The sequence below is a fragment of the Pseudarthrobacter sp. CC12 genome, from assembly GCF_039907755.1.
Classification (GTDB): Bacteria; Actinomycetota; Actinomycetes; order Actinomycetales; family Micrococcaceae; genus Arthrobacter; species Arthrobacter niigatensis.
On sequence record NZ_JARDJH010000034.1, the window covers coordinates 37840 to 54160 of the forward strand.

12 protein-coding genes are annotated in these 16321 nt (G+C 67.1%); 5 read left to right on the forward strand and 7 right to left on the reverse strand.

The genetic code is table 11. The annotated features are described in order from the left end of the window. Window positions 1–61: 61 nt before the first annotated feature. Window positions 62–1039, reverse strand: a complete 978-nt coding sequence (locus PV772_RS18725) for an ABC transporter substrate-binding protein (RefSeq protein WP_347887136.1) — start codon at window positions 1037–1039, stop codon at window positions 62–64. Between the two features lie 385 nt (window positions 1040–1424). Between PV772_RS18725 and PV772_RS18730 the strand changes: the two genes are divergently transcribed. After that, complete coding sequence (locus PV772_RS18730) at window positions 1425–3404, forward strand: PxKF domain-containing protein (RefSeq protein ID WP_347887137.1); 1980 nt, start codon at window positions 1425–1427, stop codon at window positions 3402–3404. A gap of 92 nt (window positions 3405–3496) precedes the next feature. Here the strand turns inward: PV772_RS18730 and PV772_RS18735 are convergent, their stop codons facing one another. Together PV772_RS18735 and PV772_RS18740 are read right to left on the reverse strand one after the other, a co-directional pair. Further along, complete coding sequence (locus PV772_RS18735) at window positions 3497–4195, reverse strand: type 1 glutamine amidotransferase domain-containing protein (protein WP_347887138.1); 699 nt, start codon at window positions 4193–4195, stop codon at window positions 3497–3499. Between the two features lie 46 nt (window positions 4196–4241). Beyond that, entirely contained in the window at window positions 4242–5114 is an 873-nt protein-coding gene (locus PV772_RS18740; RefSeq protein WP_141159050.1) for an aldo/keto reductase, read from the reverse strand. Between the two features lie 140 nt (window positions 5115–5254). On the opposite strand from PV772_RS18740, the gene PV772_RS18745 reads away from it, so the two are divergent. The 3 genes from PV772_RS18745 (at window position 5255) to PV772_RS18755 (ending at window position 10628) form a co-directional block, all read left to right on the forward strand. After that, complete coding sequence (locus tag PV772_RS18745; protein WP_141182681.1) at window positions 5255–6247, forward strand: LLM class flavin-dependent oxidoreductase; 993 nt, start codon at window positions 5255–5257, stop codon at window positions 6245–6247. Window positions 6248–6466: 219 nt separating this feature from the next. Continuing rightward, the gene (locus tag PV772_RS18750) at window positions 6467–9097 is read left to right on the forward strand and encodes a trehalase-like domain-containing protein (protein ID WP_347887139.1); all 2631 of its coding nucleotides are present in this window, start codon (window positions 6467–6469) and stop codon (window positions 9095–9097) included. Between the two features lie 64 nt (window positions 9098–9161). Beyond that, window positions 9162–10628 carry an MFS transporter gene (locus tag PV772_RS18755; protein WP_347887140.1) on the forward strand — a complete coding sequence of 489 codons (1467 nt, stop codon included), beginning with the start codon at window positions 9162–9164 and terminating at the stop codon, window positions 10626–10628. A 61-nt stretch (window positions 10629–10689) separates the two neighbouring features. On the opposite strand, the gene PV772_RS18760 is transcribed toward PV772_RS18755, so the two are convergent. From PV772_RS18760 to PV772_RS18775, 4 genes are all read right to left on the reverse strand, one after another. After that, window positions 10690–11823, reverse strand: a complete 1134-nt coding sequence (locus PV772_RS18760; RefSeq protein WP_347887141.1) for an FAD-dependent oxidoreductase — start codon at window positions 11821–11823, stop codon at window positions 10690–10692. A gap of 38 nt (window positions 11824–11861) precedes the next feature. Continuing rightward, window positions 11862–12788, reverse strand: a complete 927-nt coding sequence (locus tag PV772_RS18765) for an AEC family transporter (RefSeq protein WP_347887142.1) — start codon at window positions 12786–12788, stop codon at window positions 11862–11864. Window positions 12789–12839: 51 nt separating this feature from the next. Further along, a complete protein-coding gene (gene panD / locus PV772_RS18770; protein WP_210411346.1) occupies window positions 12840–13265 on the reverse strand; it encodes an aspartate 1-decarboxylase in 426 nt (141 codons plus the stop codon). A 166-nt stretch (window positions 13266–13431) separates the two neighbouring features. Next, window positions 13432–14346 carry a LysR substrate-binding domain-containing protein gene (locus tag PV772_RS18775; protein WP_141159056.1) on the reverse strand — a complete coding sequence of 305 codons (915 nt, stop codon included), beginning with the start codon at window positions 14344–14346 and terminating at the stop codon, window positions 13432–13434. A 155-nt stretch (window positions 14347–14501) separates the two neighbouring features. On the opposite strand from PV772_RS18775, the gene PV772_RS18780 reads away from it, so the two are divergent. Further along, window positions 14502–15965 carry an amino acid permease gene (locus PV772_RS18780; RefSeq protein ID WP_141159057.1) on the forward strand — a complete coding sequence of 488 codons (1464 nt, stop codon included), beginning with the start codon at window positions 14502–14504 and terminating at the stop codon, window positions 15963–15965. The last annotated feature ends 356 nt before the right edge of the window (window positions 15966–16321 follow it).

The following is a 16321-nucleotide window of genomic DNA, read 5'->3' on the forward strand; positions in this document are numbered from 1 at the left end:
CCGCCGGGCACCAGCGGATTGCTGGGGACACCCGGCGGGGATTCCATCGTCGGCGGGACGCCTACTTCTTCGGCAGGCCCGCCGGGTTCAGTTCGGACTTCTGGATGGCCTCGGAGGAGAGGCCCCAGCGGTCCAGGATTTTGGCGTAGGTGCCATCCTCGATCAAGTGGTTCAGCGCAGCCTGGGCGGCCACCGCCAGGCCGTTGCCCTTCTTGGTGGTGAAGGCGATCTGCGCCGTCAGTGGCCAGCCGCCGTTCAGCGTGCCCACCTGCTTCGTCTTTCCGTCCTGCGCCGCCTTGTAGGCGGCAGCCGCGTTGGGCCCAAACGTCAGGTCCGCACGGCCTGACTGAAGGGCCAGGCTCGAGGCGGAGTCGTCGTCGTAATACTGGAACTGGACCGGCGCCAGGCCGTTCTTCTTGTTCTCCTCGTCCCAGCGCACCAGGATGGCCTCCTGATTGGTGCCGGAGCCCACGATGATCCTCTTGCTGGCCACGTCCTTGGCCTCCTTGATTTCCCCGATGTCCGAACCACTCTTGGCATAGAAGCCCAGGAGGTCATTGCGGTAGGTGGCGAAGTCGAACTTTTCCTTGCGCGCCTCGGTGACGGTGACGTTGGACAGCACGGCCTCGTACTTGGACGATTCGATGCCCAGCGGCCAGTCCGCCCACGCCACAGGCAGGACCTCCACCTGCAGGCCCAGTGACTCGCCCACGGCGTAGGCGATGTCCACCTCGCTGCCGATCAGGGTCTTGTTGTCCGTGGCGAAGAGGCTGAGCGGCGCCGCGCCGCCCGTGGTCACCACGGTGAGTTTGCCATCGGCCTTGATGGCCTCGGGGACCAGTGCGGCAGCGGCGGGGTCGGCAGAGACTTTGAAGCGGTCCTGCTCCGGGGACAGGTTGAAGGTCTTGCCGGCAGTGTTTGTGGCGGACGACGACGGTGCTGTCGCCGCCGAAGCGCCGGGGTCGGAGCAGGCAGCCAGTCCCAGCAGTGCTGAAACGGCAAGGGCCACGACGGCGGCCGGCCTGGTGGTGATGGCCATGGTTCCTCCTTGGAACGAGGGTGGAAGATGCAGCGGGATGTGCGCGTTGCAGCCACTATCCGGCAGCCTCCGCGGTGGAATCAAAGGCCGCGAAACCCGGGGATACAGGGAGTAACGGCAGTTCACCGGAGGACCGCGGCGGTCATATTCGCCAGCTGTGGCCCAGCCGGACACGCGCCTGTCACGCATCCAGCAGAAAGCGAGTACTCGGGCAAAAAAGACAAGTGGTGATTACGCGTGTTCTCCGGCCACTCCGGAACCTACGGTGAGATACGTTGCGGTCCGGGTGGGCCGTAAGCCATGAGGGAGGCACTAAATGAATCATTCGCCAGGTGGGAAAACTATCGCTGGGGGGACGGGCCTGCTGAGGCGAACCAGCATCAGGATGGGCGCTGCAGTTGCGGCAGGAAGCCTGCTGCTCGCAGGCGGCGGGGTCGCCTTCGCGGACGACATCTACAACACCCTGGATACGTCGATCGACTCCACGGCAGAGGTCATGCCGCTCAATGCAGGGGGTGCGAACGGCACCACCACCCTGGCCGTCAGGGAGCAAAACGCCGACGGCAAGCAAGGCTGCAACCTGACGGGGCAGACCACCCTGACGCTGAACGTCTCATCCAGCAACCCGGCTGTTGCGACGGTTTCGCCATCCAGGGTCACCTTTGACTCTTGTGGTGCCCTCCGGACGTTGACCATCACCCCGGTCGGAGCTGGTTCAGCCACCGTGAGTGCCAGCCAGGTCAGCAACAACAGCGGCGGCACCTTCAACCTCGCCCCTGCCACCTTCACCGTAAACGTTGCAGCGCCGGCACCCTCGAACACCGCGCCGGTCCTGAACATCACTGGCGTGACTAACGGCGGGTCGTACACGAAGGGGGCCGTCCCGGCCGCCGTCTGCAACGTCGCAGACGCCGAAGACGGCAACAGCTCGTTCGATGCAAAACTCAGCGCGCTCTCAGGGCCCGACGCCGCCAGCGGCATCGGCTCCCAGGAGGCAACCTGCAGCTACACGGATAAGGGTGGTCTCACCGCCACCAGTTCCGTCGCCTACACGATCACCGACGGGACGGTTCCCAGCATCGGCTACACGCTCTCGCCCGACACCCCGGACGGCCTGAACGGCTGGTACAAGTCCGCTGTAAAGCTGCACTGGATCGTCACCGAAGCGGACTCGCCCAGCACCCTTAAGCTGACCGGCTGCCAGGACCAGGACATCACCGCTGACCAGGTGGCCACCGACTACAGCTGCTCCGCCACCAGTTCCGGGGGAACCGCTGCGCCCCAAACCGTGAACCTCGGCAAGGACGCCACAGCCCCCACCGTTGCGGCAAACGGCGGGACGGGAACCCTCGGGAACAACGGCTGGTACACCTCCGACGTCGAGGCGTCGTTCACCGGCACCGACGCCACCTCTGGGCTGCTCGCTGCAACCCAGACGGCGACCTCCGCCGGGGAGGGTTCCGCTGTGAAGGTGGACAGCCCGGCGTTCACTGACATCGCCGGCAACACCACCCAGGCGGGCGCGGCCTGGCAGACGTTCAAGATCGACAAGACCGCGCCCGGTGTGAGCTACACCAGCGCAGCAGGAACCGAGGGCAACGACGGCTGGTACCGCAGCGACGTGGTCGCCACGTTCACCGGCACCGACTCGCTCTCCGGCCCAGTCAACCCAACGCAGAACGCAACCTCCGACGGTCAAGGCCCGGCGGTGCAGGTGGCTAGCCCGGCCTTCAGCGACAACGCCGGCAACACCACCCCTGCGGGAGCGGTAACCAAAACCTTCAAGATCGACAAGACCGCCCCCACCGTGACCTTCGACTCCGTGATGGGGGACAGCTACTACGGCTCCACTGCCGCGGCGCCCACCTGCACCGCAATTGACAGCGGCGGTTCGGGCCTCGCGGGCAGCTGCGCGGTCACCGGCTATGACACCAAGGTGGGTCTGCACACGCTCACGGCAACGGCAACTGACGTGGCCGGCAACACCACCACGGTGACGCAGTTCTACACGGTCAAGGCCTGGACGCTGAAGGGCTTCTACCAGCCAGTTGACATGGCCGGTGTGCTGAACACCGTCAAGTCCGGCAGCACCGTTCCCGCCAAGTTCGAGATCTTCGCGGGGGACACTGAGCTGACGGATCCGGCGCTGGCCAAGTTCACCCTGCAGCAGACCGCCTGCTCGCTGACGGCTGTGCAGGACGCTATCGAGGCCACGACAACGGGCAACACGTCGCTGCGGTACGACGCTACGGCCGGCCAGTTCGTCTACAACTGGAAGACGCCCACCGCCGCCGGCACCTGCTACAAGCTGACCATGACGGCAAACGACGGCAGCAGCATCAGCGCCAACTTCAAACTGAAGTAGCGCAGCCGGGCCAGCGCCCAACGACGTTCGCCGCAAAGAGGGGACCAGCTCACTTGAGCTGGTCCCCTCTCTAGTGCGTCACGGCCGGTTGCCTAGGACAGTGCCGCGAGCACTTCCTTGGCCACATCCTCGCTGGACTGCGGGTTCTGCCCGGTGATGAGGTTGCCGTCCCGCACCACGTTGGAGGACCAGGCCGCGCCGTTCTCGATGACGGCACCCTTGGCCTTGAGGGCGTCCTCCACCAGCCACGGCGTGTTCTCCCCGGTGCCGCCGCCAAGTTCTTCCTCGTTGGTGAAGACCGTCAGGCGCCGGCCCTTGAACGCGAACCCGCCGTCGTCGTCCGTTGCGCCCAGCAGCCCCGCGGGGCCGTGGCAGAACGGGGCGATGACCTTGCCGGCTTTGTTGGCAGCCACCAGGATGCGGCCCAGGTCGGCGTCCTTGTACAGGTCCGCCATGGGGCCGTGTCCGCCGGGCATCACCACTGCGTCGTAGGCAGCAATGTCGACGTCGGCAAGGACCAGCGGGTGCGCCAGCTCGCCGTCGATCTTTGCGATGTAGTCCCGGAAGCCCTGCGCCCGTTCCTCGCCGCCCGCCGACTCTGCCGCCAGGCTGACCTGGTCCACGGTGGGCTTCCTGCCGCCGGGGGTGGCGATGTGCACCGTGTTGCCGGCATCGGTCAGGGTCTGGTGGGATACCACCAGTTCCTCCGCCCAGTAGCCGGTGGGGTGTTCGCTGCCGTCCTTCATGGTGAGGGAATCTGCGGCCGATACGACCATCAAAATGTTTGCCATGGTGTTTCTCCTGTCTTAGCTGACGTGAGTGGCTGGAAGCCGCTTGCTACTTTCCTGCTGCTTCAAGCTCAGCGTACGTGGCGTCGTCGAGCGTGATGCCCGCTGCGGCCAGGTTCTCTTCGAGGTGCTGCACGGAGCCCGTTCCGGGAATGGGCATCATCACGGGGGAGCGGCGCAGCAGCCAGGCCAGGGCCACCTGGGAGGTGGTGGCGCCGAGGCGCTTGGCTGCCTCATCCAGCGGGCCGCCCGGCTTGGCGAGCTCGCCCGCGGAGATGGGCGCCCAGGGAATGAAGCCGATGCCGTTGTCTTCGGAGTAGCGGAGTACGTCCTCCGAGCTGCGGTCCGTCAGGTTGTAACGGTTCTGGACGGTGGACACGGTGAAGTGCTTCCCGGCCGCTTCCAGCTGCTCCACGCTGACCTGCGACAGGCCCAGTGCACGGACCTTGCCTTCGTCCTGGAGCTCGCGCAGGACGCCGAACTGCTCCTCGGCGTCCACCTTGGGATCGATCCGGTGCAGCTGCAGGAGGTCCAGGGTGTCCACCTTCAGCTTGCGCAGGCTCAGTTCCGTCTGCTGGCGCAGGTATTCCGGCCGGCCCACGGGAACCCACTTGTTGGGCCCGGTGCGCGTGAAGCCAACCTTGGTGGCGATCCTCAGCCCTTCCTTGTACGGGTGCAGGGCCTCGGCGATGATTTCCTCGCTGATGTTGGGTCCGTAGGAATCGGCGGTATCGATGAAGTCGACGCCGAGTTCGACGGCGCGGCGCACCACGGCCACGGCCGCCTGGCGGTCCGCTGGCTCGCCCCAGACACCGTCACCCACGATGCGCATGGCACCAAAGCCAAGCCGGTGCACGGTACCCAGGTCCTTGAGGTCGATGGTTGCGGACAGTTCCAGCTGGTTCGTTGAATCATGGCTCATAGGGGCGGCAACATCATCAGTGTGCTGAGTATTCCGAACATCACAGAAATAACCCGGCCGCCGCCGTCGTTATGCCTGAAGAGCCCGCCGCGAACCGGCCGGCGACTCTAACGAACGTTCCTGAAAGGCCGGCACCTGACGTGACTCTTCCCCTCTCCATCCTTGACCTGGCAACCATCGGCAAAGGCCAGACGGCGGCGGAGAGTTTCGCAGGCAGCGTGGCCATGGCGCAGGACGCCGAGAAGCTGGGCTACCGGCGCGTCTGGTACGCCGAGCACCACAACATGTCCTCCATCGCCTCCTCCGCCACCAGCGTGCTGATCGCCCACGTGGCGGCGCACACCGAAAGCATCCGGCTGGGCGCCGGCGGCGTCATGCTGCCCAACCATTCCCCGCTGACCATCGCAGAGCAGTTCGGCACCCTGGAAACGCTGCACCCCGGACGGATCGACCTGGGCCTGGGCCGGGCCCCGGGCAGTGACCAGAACACCATGCGCGCCCTGCGCCGGGACCCGATGTCCGCCGACAGCTTCCCGCAGGACGTCCTTGAACTGCAGGGCTACCTGACCGGCCCCACCCGCATCGAGGGCGTCGAGGCCACCCCGGGCAAGGGGACCAACGTGCCGCTGTACATCCTGGGGTCGTCCCTGTTCGGCGCCCGCCTGGCCGCGCAGCTGGGCCTGCCCTACGCCTTCGCCTCGCACTTCGCCCCCGCCGCTTTGCAGGACGCGGTGGCCATCTACCGGCGCGAGTTCAAGCCGTCCGCCCAGCTGGACGCCCCGCACGTGATTGCCGGCGTCAACGTGATCGCCGCCGACTCCGCCTCCGAAGCGCAGGCCATGTTCCAGGCCACCAAGCGGGCCCGCGTCTCCCTGTTCTTCGGCGGGGGCACCCGCGAGTTCACCGACGACGAAGCTGACATGATCCTGGACTCGCCCCAGGGACAGCACATGGCACAAATGATGACGTACTCCGCGGTGGGGACGCCCGACGCCGTCATCGATTACCTGGACAGTTTTGGAAAGCACGCCGATGCAGACGAACTCATCGTGGCGCACCAGAGCCCGGGGACGGAGGCGCGCCTGCGGTCCGTGGAACTCCTGGCCGAGGCGGCCGGGCTGGTCCGGGTGTAGCCGCTGTGGTTTGCCGGCCGGTGCGCAACATGCAACGCCACTCGGCCGGTCGGACTTTTACATATACGCAATGAAGGGGACTTCCGGGGGTAACTGCCCGGGCTGAGGATGGGATGTGCCCCGGGTCATCCACCCGGAACCTCGGGGCGCCAACCGGTAGCCCGCGGACCGTCCGTGCGGCTGTGTTCCCGGCCTGGCCCTGCCTCAAAGGGGTTTTGGATGCCGACGCCATTGAACCAGAGCGTGGCGGATTCCGCGCTGCTCACCCGGTCCCTTCCGCTGGACATGCTGCGCGCCTTCATCCAGTCCGATGCGGCGGACAACGGGCTGACCCCCGCCCTGCTCACGGAACTCAAGGTGCTGGCCCGCGTCCCCAGCCTCCTGGTGGCCTGCAATTACGGCGGAACGCTGTGCGACGCCGAAGGCATCTCCACCGAGACGCTCCCGCTGGGCAGCGCGGCCATTGCGCTTCGTGCGCTGGCAGCGCTGCCCAATACCCATGCGGCGATCATCTCGGGCCGCTCCCTGCGTGACCTGGCAGCGGTGTCACGGCTGCCCGCGGAGGTGCACCTCATCGGTTCGCACGGCGCCGAAGCGGACATGGGGTTCGCCCACGCGCAGAGCCTGGCCACCGAGTCCGTCCTGCAGAAGGTCAATGCCGCCCTCAACGAGGCCGTCGGCTTCCACGAGGGCATCTGGATCGAACGCAAACCGGTGGCAGTTTCGGTGCACACCCGGCCCGCCCGGCCGGACGTGGTGGCCACCGTGACGGAAAGTTCCCGGCAGATCGCTGCTGCCCACGGGCTGTTCTTCATCGTGGACGGCTCCGTGCTGGACCTTTCCGTGGTGGAACCGTCCAAGGGCGAGGCATTGGAGACCCTCAGGTCCCGGCTGGGGGCCAGCGCGGCCATGTTCGCGGGGGACGCCGCCAGCGACGAACTGGCCATTGCCACCCTGCGCGGGCCCGACCTCGGCCTGCACGTGGGCCAGGGTGAGACGGCAGCCCCGCACCGCCTCCGCGACCCCCAATCCTTCGCCCGCGTCCTGGCGTTCCTCTTCGAACTGCGGCGGGCGTGGCTGTTCGGGGAGGACGCGGTGGGCCTTGAACGCCACTCGATGATCGGGAATGGGTCCTCCACCGCGCTGCTGACGCCCGACGCGAAGATCTGCTGGATGAGCCACCCGCTGCCGGACTCCGGTTCCCTGTTCGCCCACATTTTGGGCGGCGATGCCGCCGGGCACTTCTCGGTGGAACCGGTCAAAGCCTCCCAGGTGCTGGGGCAGCGCTACGTGGACAGCACCATGATTGTCGAAACCCGCTGGGCGGACGTCACGGTCACCGACTACCTGGAGCCTGCACCGGAAGGCATCACCAGCCTGGTCCGGGTGCTGACGGGCCACGGCGCAGCCAGGATCACGTTTGCTCCGCGGCCGGACTACGCCAACGCCCCGTTCAGCATGGAGGCGCGGGGCGGGGAACTGCATGTGCTGGGCACCTCGGAGCCCATCATCCTGTTCGCGCCGGGCGCCGCGTTCAGCATCACCTCGGACGGCCGCCATGCCACGGCAACGGCGTCCGTCAACCTCCAGGACGGGCCCGTGGTGCTCAACCTCCGCTGCGGGGACACCGAGCCGCAGTCCGCGGACCCCGGCGGGGAGACGGAACGGCGGGCCCGGGTGGCGCTCCATGCCCGGCAGTGGGTGCAGAACCTTTCCCTGCCATCGGTCAAGCCCTCGCTGGTACGGCGGTCGGCGCTGGTGCTCCGCGCCCTGGTGCATGAACCCACGGGCGCCGTACTCGCGGCCCCCACCACTTCCCTGCCCGAGGGAATCGGCGGGACCAGGAACTGGGATTACCGGTACTGCTGGCTGCGGGATGCCTCCATGACCGTCAACGCGCTGGTGGACCTGGGCTCCACGGCGGAGGCAGCCGGATTCCTGGGCTGGCTGGGCCGGATCCTCGAACACGCACCGGGCCCCGAATGGCTGCACCCCCTGTACTCGGTGACGGGCGCGCCGCTGTCCACGGAAGCCGTCGTCGACAGCCTGCCGGGGTACGCGGGATCCCGTCCGGTGCGGATCGGCAATGCGGCGGATCACCAGGTCCAGCTGGACGTCTTTGGGCCGGTGGCCGAACTCATCCACTCGCTGAGTGAACGTGAGGACGCGCTCGCCGACGACCACTGGGAGCTGATGAACCAGATGGCCTCGGCGGTCCTGGCCCGCTGGCATGAACCGGACCACGGGATCTGGGAAGCCCGGCGGGCAGCACGGCATCACGTGTATTCAAAGGTGATGTGCTGGGTGACCCTGGACCGCGCGCTGCGGACCGCGGCGCGGCACGGCCGGGAGCCGGACCCGGCCTGGGCGCCGGCGGCAGCCACGATCCGTGCGGAAGTGCTCCGGGAGGGCTGGGACGAGTCCGCGAAGTCCTACACTGTTGCCTACGACAGCCCGGACCTGGATGCCGCTGTCCTGCACATCGGCCTCTCCGGCCTGCTGGACGTCACGGACCAGCGCTTCCTGGACACCGTCACCGCCGTGGAGCGGGAGCTGCGGGTGGGTCCAACGGTCTTCCGCTACAGGTACGACGACGGGCTGCCGGGCCTGGAGGGCGGGTTCCACATCTGCACCACCTGGCTGATCGAGGCGTACGTGGCCGTCGGCCGCATCGATGAAGCCTGGGACCTGTTTGACCAGCTGGTGAACCTTTTCGGCCCCACCGGGCTGCTCCCCGAGGAATACGACCCCGGCACCGAGACCCACCTGGGCAACCATCCGCAGGCCTACTCACACCTGGGCTTCATCCGCTGTGCCCGGCTGCTGGACGAACACCAGGACAGGAGATAGTCGGCTCCCGTCGTGGGTACGTAGAGTGGAGGTAACAGGGATCCACCTTACTGAAACGAGACTGATGACGACCGCCCGCGCCCAGGGAGTAGGGTTCCGGTCCGACCGCGGGCCCATCCTCATCGCCCTGATGCTGTCCACGGGACTCGTGGCCATCGATTCCACGATCGTGGCCACGGCGGTCCCCTCGATCGTCCGGGACGTGGGCGGCTTCGCATCCTTCCCATGGCTTTTCTCCGCATACCTGCTGGCGCAGGCGGTGTCCGTCCCCATCTACGGCAAGCTCTCCGACATGGCCGGCCGTAAACCGATCATCCTCACCGGCATCGGCCTGTTCCTGCTGGGCTCGGTGCTGTGCGGTGTGGCGTGGAGCATGCCCTCCCTGATCGCTTTCCGCGCCCTGCAGGGACTCGGCGCCGGCGCGGTGCTGCCCGTGGCCGTGACCATCGCCGGGGACATCTACACCCTGCAGGAGCGTGCCAAGGTCCAGGGCTACCTGGCCAGTGTCTGGGCCATCTCGTCCGTGGTGGGCCCCAGCCTGGGCGGCGTCTTCTCCGCCCTCGGCATCTGGCGCGGCATCTTCCTGGTCAACGTGCCGCTCTGCCTGCTGGCAGGCTGGATGCTGGTCCGCACCCTGCACGAGAATGTGGAACGGAAGAGGCACAAGGTGGACTACGCCGGCGCCGTCCTCCTGGCCGGATCGCTCGGCCTGCTCATCCTCGGTGCGCTGCAGGGCGGCCAGGCGTGGGCGTGGAATTCGCCCATCAGCATTGGCGTGTTCGCGGTGGGTGCCGTGCTGCTGGTCGCGTTCCTCCTGGTGGAGCGGCGTGCGGCGGAGCCCATCCTGCCTTCCTGGGTGGTGTCGCGCCGCCTGCTTGCCACCACCACCCTGGTGTCCTTCGGGGTCGGGTCCGTCATGATCGGCCTGACTTCCTACGTGCCCACCTACCTGGAGGGTGCGCTGTCCTCCTCGCCGCTGGTGGCCGGCCTGGCGCTCGCCGCGCTGACCCTCGGCTGGCCCCTGAGTGCCTCGCAGGCCGGCAAGTTCTACCTGCGGATCGGCTTCAAATCCACGGCCCTGATCGGCATCGCCATTTCCGTGGCGGGCCTGCTGATCCTGTCGCTGACGGCCTCCTCGCCCAACGTGGCGCTGATCGCGGTCAGCTGCTTCGTCGTCGGGCTTGGCCTGGGCCTGCTGGCCACCCCCACGCTGATTTCCGCCCAGTCCAGCGTTCCCTGGCACGAACGCGGCGTGGTGACCAGCACCAACATGTTCGCGCGGTCCATCGGCAGTGCCCTGGGCGTGGCCGTGTTCGGCGCCGTGGCCAACTCCATTTACGGCGGCAGCAGTGGTGGCGACGCCGACCCCGCCACGGTAATCAGCGCTTCGGGTGCCGTGTTCCTGGCCGCGCTCGTGGCCGGCCTCCTCACGGTGGCAGCGGTGCTGTCCATGCCGGCGGTCAAGGCCGAGGACAGCGGCAATTCCGACGCGGAGCCAGTGCCCACCAACGCGGACGGCAGCCCGGACTAGGGAATCCCGCCAGACCGGCACGCCAGCCCGGCGGCGCCGGCCGCCTTGGGTGGCAGCGCCGCTAGCGGGACGCCCGGAAGATCGACGGCGCTGGCCGGGTCCCGGTGGCAAGGTCGGCCAGGATCCGCCCCACCACCGGGGTGAACTTGAAGCCATGGCCGGAGAAGCCCGCGCCGATCACCACCGGCCCCACCCGGTCCAAAATGAAGTCCTCGTCCGGGGTGGTGGTGTACGTGCAGCTGATGGCCTCGAACGAATCAGGGTCCACGCCGGGCAGCCACTGCCGTGCGTACTCCTGCAGCGCTGCCAGCTGCGTTGGTTCGGGCAGAAAATCGCGGTGGTCCGGGTCCACCACCGGGCCCACCCCGTGCCAGCCGGCCTTGATGCCTTCGCCGGGGGTCTGCATGCCGTACACGGGGGAGTACCAGCCCTGGTAATCCGGGCCGGGATAGTGGTTGAATCCGGGCCACACCGCGCCGGGGTCCGCCACCCGGAAATGCGCCGGCTGCTCCTGCGTCACCCTCAGCTTCGGGATCCGCAACGCTGCGGCGCCCGTGCCCGCAACCCTGGCCAGCAGCTTTTCCGTCCAGCCGCCGGCGGTCACCACGGCCTGGGCTGCGGTGACCACTTCCGTGCCCGCAGCGGATTCAAGGCCCAGCCGCACGCCGTCGTCGAACACCTCGAAGTCCACCACCTTGGTATGGTGCCGGATCTCGGCGCCGCGGGCGGAGGCGAGACGCTGGAAGGCGGGCAGCGCCGCCTCCGGGTTGAGCTGGCCGCCGTCGGGCATGTGCAGGACCTGCTGGTCGAAGCGGATGCCGCGCCAGCGCCCGCCGGCCTCGGCAGGGTCCAGGAATTCGGCGCGGATGCCGGCCTCGGTGAGGGCCTCGGCAACCTTGGGGAGGTCGCCGCCGGGACCATGGGCCGCCACGCCGGTGCGCGCAAGCAGCTGCACGCCGCTGTCCTGCTCCAGCTCGTCCCACAGGGCGAGCCCCTCTGCCAGCATGGCCACGTAGTCGGGCTGGTGGTAGCCAGGGTTGAGGTTACGGGTGGCACCGTGGGAGGCGCCGATCTTGTGGCCTGGGCCGAATTGTTCCACCAGCGTCACCTGCCGGCCGCGGCGGGACAGTGCCCACGCGGCCGCAGAGCCCATGGCCCCGCCGCCGATCACGACGGTATCCAGCACAGTATTCATCAGCCCTCCAAGCTGCAGTTATGTCGGGTGGCCGGCGCTCAGGCCAGCAGCAGTGCCACGCCGATCATCGCCGGCACCGCCACCACGGTGGTGATGAGCACGGTGTCCTTGGCGACGGTAAGCCCGGTCTGGTACCGGCTGGCGGCTACGAACACATTCTGCGCGGTGGGCAGCGAGGACGTCACCACCACCGCCAACAGGGCATGCCCCTCCATCCCGAGCGCGAAGCGGGCAAAGACGTAGGCCAGGGCCGGCTGGACCGCGAGCTTGAAGCCGCTGGCCAGCAGGGTGTCCACGCGCCGGCCGGCGGAGGCCTGCAGCGGGCGGCTGCCGTTCAGGCTCATCCCGAATGCCATCAGCATGGCCGGAATCGCGGCCCCGCCAATCAGGTGGATCGGCTCCATGACGAGCGCCGGCACCTGGAATCCGGTGCCTGCCACCAGCAGCCCCAGTCCGGAGCCCACGATCATCGGATTGCGCAGGATCATCAGGAAGAAGCCCAAAACCGTGGTCCGGTGCGTGCTGGTGCTCGAGTCCAGGATCATCAGGAACGTTGGCGTGAAGAAGGCCAGCTGGAAGATCAGCAGGGGCGCCACATAGCTCGCATCGCCCAGGACATATACCGCGATGGGAATACCCAGGTTCGCCGAGTTGGCAAGGGACGCGGACATGGCGGACATCAGCGATTCCGGGAGGGCGCGCTTCAGCCAGAACCTGGCCAGCACCAGGTAGATCCCGGCCGTGGCGATGGCCGCCACCGCCGTGACCAGGAGCGGTTCGGCGAAGACTTCCTGCAGGCGGGCCTTGCTCAGGGTTTCAAAGAGGAGCGCCGGACTGGCGACGAAGAACGTCAGGCCGCTCAGGACGGGGCGGGCGTTATCACCAAGGATCCGCTTCCGGCCCACGAACCAACCCACCAGGATGATGCACCAAACGACGAAGAATCCCGCCAGCACCCCTAGCAAGGGTCAGCCGTTCGGGCACGGCGGAGGCAGGGACCGGGACACACGCTCCGGCTACAGGGTGGCGTTGTTAAGCGCGAAAGGGGGGCGCATCATGCCGGGAGTCAGGCCTTCGGCGGGATCATTGCCCAGCTGGATGATCCGGTTGTCCTGGTCGACGTGGACCACCTTGGGCTGGTAGGCCTTGGCTTCTTCGGTGGTCATTTCGGCGTAGGTGATGAGGATGACGATGTCATTCTCGTGCATCAGGTGCGCCGCTGCACCGTTGATGCCGATGACGCCGGAACCGCGCTCGCCGGCGATGGTGTAGGTTTCAAGCCGCGCGCCGTTGGTGACGTCCACAATGGACACCAGCTCGCCGGGCAGGATGTCGGCGGCTTCGAGCAGGTCGAGGTCAACGGTGACCGAGCCGACGTAGTGCAGGTCGGCGTGCGTGACGGTGGCCCGGTGGATTTTGGACTTGAACATTGTTCGATTCATAACGGCTCCAGTCTAGTCCTGCGGCCCTTTACCCGCAGTGACGCACGAAACATACGGGCCACGACGCGCCTGCGCACCGGCGCGGGTTCTCAGGGCGCAGGGAACGCACCTGCGCAACGCCGGGCGGCGTGGCTGCGCACGGAAGGACGCGGACGACGGCGGCCGGTCACCCGGCGTCGTCCGTTGCCACCGCCGCGGCAGCCGCAGCCAGGGTCTCCCGGGCGGCCAGGATGGCCGGGCGCTGGGTGCTGGAGCGGCGGACCGAGGTGAAGATGGTGCGGTGCGGCTTGCCGGGAAGCTCAAGAAGCTGCGCGGTGGTGCCGCGGCCCGTCCACACCAGGTCCGGCATCAGGGCCACGGCGTTGCCGGACTCGATCAGGCGTGCCTGGGCCTGCAGGTCGGCGGTTTCAAAGCGGACATCGGGCTCGAATCCTGCGCTGCGGCAGGCTTGTTCCGCCCAGTGGCGCGAAGCGGCGCCGCGCGGTTCCATGACCCAGGCCAGGTCTGCCGTGTCCTCCAGGGAACGGATCCCGGGTCCGCTGCCGGAGGCCGGGGGAACGGCCAAGCGGATGGCGTCTGTGGTCAGCTTCACCTTGTCCAGTTCCGGGTAGCGCGGGGCCGCGTGTCCCGGATATTGCTCGGCAATCACCAGGTCGAAGTCCCGCGCCCACGTCTCATGCAGCGCCGTCTCTGGCTCGCGCTGGATCATTTCGATCCGCACCTCGGGGTAGGCGGCGGCCATGCGCGTCAACGTGTCCGGCATCAACGCCAGCGCGGCCGACTGGAAGACCGCGATCCGCACCGTGCCGGTCACCGTGGTCAGGGATGCGGCCAGGTCCGCCTCGGCCTGCTCCATGGTTTCGAGCAGCTGCGCCGTGTGCGCCACGAGCACCTCGGCCTGGGGCGTCAGTTGCACCCGCCGCCCGGTCTTCCGGAGCAGTTCCACGCCCACTTCCTTCTCCAGCAGGGCCAGCTGCTGGGATACCGACGACGGGCTGTACTGCAGTGCCTCGGCCACCTCCGCGAGCGTCCCACGGATGCTTAACTCCCGGAGCAGCCGCAGCCTGCGGACATCAAGCATGGTGAATTCCTAACTGAAACTAATGAATATAGGTTAGAAGTAGTCACTTTATCTAACGCAATTGCGCACGCATACTGTTGAAACCGAGTTACCCCCGTCACAGCCAGGTTTCTTGGCGTGCCGCGGCGGGGTCGCACCCCAACCAGGAGTTCCTGATGAGCAGCAAAGATTTGAGCCAATCGATCATGCGGCGAAAGCCCATTGATGACATCGAAGAAGAAAACAAGCACAGTGGACTGTTCAAGTCCCTTGGCCTGTGGCAGCTCACCGCCATCGGCGTTGGCGGCATTATCGGCGTCGGCATCTTCTCCCTCGCGGGACTGGTGGCCGCCGGCAGCGAAGGCACACCCGGGGTGGGGCCCGCGGTACTGATTTCCTTCCTGATCGCAGGGCTGGCCTCAGCGGCCGCAGCCCTGTCCTACGCGGAGTTCGCGGGAATGATCCCGCGCGCCGGCTCCGCCTACACCTACGGCTACGTAGCGCTCGGCGAGGTCATCGGCTGGTTCATCGGCTGGGACCTGCTGCTGGAATACATCGCCATCGTGGCGGTGGTGGCGATCGGCATCTCCGGTTACCTCGACGCCTTCCTGGCCGGCATCGGCATCCACCTGCCGAGCTGGATGACCTCCACCTTTGACGAAGGCAAGGGCGGGATCATCAACATCCCTGCCATCCTGGTCTGCCTCCTGGTCACCTGGATCCTGTCCCGCGGCACCAAGGCGTTTGGCCGGTTCGAGCTGGCAGCCGTGGCCATCAAGGTGGTCCTGATCCTCTTCATCATCGGGCTTGGCGTGTTCTACATCGATACCAACAACTACAACCCGTTCATGCCCAGCGGCTTCGGCCCCGTCGTGGCAGGCTCCGCCACCGTCTTCTTCGCAGTCTTTGGTTACGACGCCATGAGCACTGCGGCCGAGGAAGCCAAGGACGGCAAGAAGCACATGCCCAAGGCCATCGTGCTCTCGCTCATCATCGCCATGCTGCTCTACGTTGCGGCCACGCTCGTCCTCACCGGCATGCAGAACTACAAGGACATCGACCCCAAGGCAGGCTTCGCCTCGGCCTTCACCTCCGTGGGGCTGCCGGTTATCGCCACGATCATTTCGGTGTTCGCCGTGCTGTCCATCCTCACCGTGATGCTCACGTTCCTCCTGGGCGTTACCCGCGTCTGGTTCTCCATGAGCCGTGACGGACTGCTCCCCGGCTGGTTCGCCAAGACGGACCACCGCGGCACCCCGCAGCGCGTCACCTGGATTGGCGGCATCGCCTCCGCCTTCCTGGCCGGCGTGTTCCCCATCAAGGCAGTCGCGGACCTGACCAACATCGGCATCCTGGCCGCGTTCGTCGTCGTCTGCCTGTCCGTGATCATCTTCCGCTACAAGCGGCCTGATGCTCCCCGCACGTTCCGCCTGCCCCTGATGCCCGTGATCCCGGCGTTCGGTGTCCTGGCTTCGGCCTTCCTCATGCTGCAGCTGCACTGGGAGACCTGGCTGCGGTTCGTGGTGTGGCTGATCATCGGCTTGGTGATCTATTTCAGCTATGGACGCAAGCATTCGCTGATGAACCCCGACAGCCCGCGGCACCAGGAGCTCGCAGAACTGCACCGCCCGCTTTCCTGACCTCTCCCCGGACGCCCCATCACCTTCTGCCCGTTTTCCCCCAACGCCCCATCACGTTCTTTCCGCTTTCTCCCAACGCGCCATCAGATAATGCGGCGTCCAGCCGAACCCTCCCCCACATTCGGTGGGGGAGAGTTCGTTGCTTTCGACGGGAGGTGATGGGGCGTTGGCGGTTTGCGGGCGGGAGGTGATGGGGCGTTGGTGGGGTTAGCCTCTGTTGGTGGACACCTGAAGTAGCGGGATCCTGGGATTCTGCGGGAAGGTGTTCTTGTGAGCACAACACGACGTAAATTCACTCCTGAGTATCGGCGGGAGGCTGCGCGTCTGGTGATTGATACGGGCAGGCCGGTCGCGCC

Bases quoted from the DNA above. Each gene is read 5' to 3' on its own strand.
- PV772_RS18725 (WP_347887136.1), bottom strand. From the start codon at position 1,039: ATGGCCATCACCACCAGGCCGGCCGCCGTCGTGGCCCTTGCCGTTTCA.
- PV772_RS18730 (WP_347887137.1), top strand. From the start codon at position 1,425: ATGGGCGCTGCAGTTGCGGCAGGAAGCCTGCTGCTCGCAGGCGGCGGG.
- PV772_RS18735 (WP_347887138.1), bottom strand. From the start codon at position 4,195: ATGGCAAACATTTTGATGGTCGTATCGGCCGCAGATTCCCTCACCATG.
- PV772_RS18740 (WP_141159050.1), bottom strand. From the start codon at position 5,114: ATGAGCCATGATTCAACGAACCAGCTGGAACTGTCCGCAACCATCGAC.
- PV772_RS18750 (WP_347887139.1), top strand. From the start codon at position 6,467: ATGCCGACGCCATTGAACCAGAGCGTGGCGGATTCCGCGCTGCTCACC.
- PV772_RS18755 (WP_347887140.1), top strand. From the start codon at position 9,162: ATGACGACCGCCCGCGCCCAGGGAGTAGGGTTCCGGTCCGACCGCGGG.
- PV772_RS18760 (WP_347887141.1), bottom strand. From the start codon at position 11,823: ATGAATACTGTGCTGGATACCGTCGTGATCGGCGGCGGGGCCATGGGC.
- panD (WP_210411346.1), bottom strand. From the start codon at position 13,265: ATGAATCGAACAATGTTCAAGTCCAAAATCCACCGGGCCACCGTCACG.
- PV772_RS18775 (WP_141159056.1), bottom strand. From the start codon at position 14,346: ATGCTTGATGTCCGCAGGCTGCGGCTGCTCCGGGAGTTAAGCATCCGT.
- PV772_RS18780 (WP_141159057.1), top strand. From the start codon at position 14,502: ATGAGCAGCAAAGATTTGAGCCAATCGATCATGCGGCGAAAGCCCATT.